The 1886-nt window shown below is 75.2% G+C and carries 1 protein-coding gene and 2 pseudogenes; all 3 read left to right on the plus strand.

The annotated features are described in order from the left end of the window. Nucleotides 1–614: pseudogene (locus HW445_RS29175) on the plus strand (hypothetical protein); the annotation flags it as partial. Continuing rightward, a complete protein-coding gene (locus HW445_RS29180; protein WP_180223835.1) occupies nt 611–1414 on the plus strand; it encodes a 4'-phosphopantetheinyl transferase superfamily protein in 804 nt (267 codons plus the stop codon). The pseudogene HW445_RS29175 and the gene HW445_RS29180, both read left to right, overlap by 4 nt. A gap of 112 nt (nt 1415–1526) precedes the next feature. Next, nucleotides 1527–1886: pseudogene (locus tag HW445_RS29185) on the plus strand (hypothetical protein); the annotation flags it as partial.

Here is a 1886-nt window from a genome sequence, read left to right on the forward strand (position 1 = left end):
CCCGCCGCGCGGTCGTCGCACCCGCGCACCGCCACGACGACCAGGCCTCCGGATGGAGCGGCCCGGGACCCCTGATCCTCGAGGAGTGCCCGCCGCTGCCGCCGGAACCGGCGGCAGGCCACCCCGCGGGCGACGACGAGGCAGTCCTGCTCTCCGGGCCCACCCCCGGGCACCTGGCGGCGTCGGCCCAGCGGCTCGCCGACTGGCTGGACGCACAGGACCCGCAGACACTCGACCTGCCGGGGCTCGCCGGGGAACTGCGGCTGCGCAGACTCACCGGGCCGTGCCGCCTGGCGATGGACGTCCAGGACGCCCGGGGTCTGCGTGCCGCCCTGGAGGCGTTCCTGCGTACCGGCGAGGGCGCGGTCGACCTCCGCAAGGACACCGGCGACCCCCAGCGGCTGAGCGGCCTGCCGGAGACGGACGCCTATCTCGCCGCGCTCTGGCGGGCAGGGAACCGGGCGCAGGTGACCGGCCTGTGGCTGACGGGGGTCCAGGTCCGCTGGCCGGCACTGGACGCCGGACGGGCCCGCCGTCCCGGCGCCGCGCCGCCCACCTCGGTGTTCCTGCGGCGCCCCCTGTGGCTGCGCGACGGGCAGGAGGCCGCCGGATGAGCGTGGCCGCACAGCCGGCGACCCGCACGGTACGGCTGTGGTTCTGCCCCGACGAGGAGCTGGCCGCCGAGGTCGCCGCGGTGCTGGGCGACCACTGGCTGGACGAACACGAACGGCAGACCCTCGAGCAGTTCCTGTTCGACCGCGACCGCCGCCAGTACCTGCTCTCCCATGTGCTGGTGCGCCGGGTGCTGGCCCTGGAGTGCGGCGTCCCGGAGAAGGAGGCCGACATCTGGCGTTCCTCCCGCGGCCGGCCGTTCCTGCGGAAACCGGCGGCCGGCCTGCCCCGTGACGGTGAGGAGCTCGACTTCAACCTCTCCCACGCGGGCGGCCACAACGTCGTCGGAGTGGTGCGCCGCCACCGGATCGGGGTGGATGTCGAACGGCTCGACCGGGGCGACCAGGGCTTCGACACCATCGTGCAGACCTTCGCGCGCAGCGAGCAGGACTGGGTCGCCCGCGCCGCACCCGGACGGAGCCGGGACCAGCGGGTGCTGCGCCTGTGGACCCTGAAGGAGGCGTACACCAAGGCGCGCGGACTGGGCCTGGGCCTGCCCTTCGACAGCTTCTCCTTCCGGCTCGACGAGGACCGGGGTGTCCTCGGCTTCCGCCCGCCGGACGACGACCACGGGCACCGGTGGCGGTTCCTCGAGCTCGAGCCGGTACCGGGCGTGCTCGCCGCCGTGGCCGTGATGGCGGAGGAGAACGAGGAACTCGTCCTCGAACTGCGGCACGGCTTCCCCTGGAGCAGGAAGGCCCCCCGGACCCTGGCCGTTCCGGAATGCCTCGGGCCGGTCTGACCGGCCCGCCCAGCCCGGCGCGAGCGATCCTCCAGCGGCTCTCGAACACCTTTCCAGCGGCTCGTCGGACGGTGATACATACCGATCCGACGAACCGTGGGGAGCGCTGGCCATGGGTGACCTTCCGCCGGTCCTCGATGCCCGGCGCGACGAGACGGACGGCCCGGCGGCCACACCCCGCCGCCGGGTCGCCGCACCGCCGGCCACACCGCCCGGCGTACCGTCCCGCACCCCGCCCGGCAACCCGTCCCGCACCCGGCCGCAGCCCTGGACGCCACGCGCCCAGGAGCGTCCCGCACCCCCGGACCGTCTGCCGACAGACGCGGACGGCGCCTGCCCCCCGAACGGGGAACCGCTCCTCGGCGAGGACGTCACCGCGCACGACGTCACGGCGCAATTCGTCCCCGCCGAGGAAGGCGGGCGGCTGGTCCGCCCCGACGTCCTCGCCACCGTGCTGCGCCCCCTGTTCCGC

This window comes from Streptomyces sp. UH6 (assembly GCF_013421635.1).
Classification (GTDB): domain Bacteria; phylum Actinomycetota; class Actinomycetes; order Streptomycetales; family Streptomycetaceae; genus Streptomyces; species Streptomyces abyssomicinicus.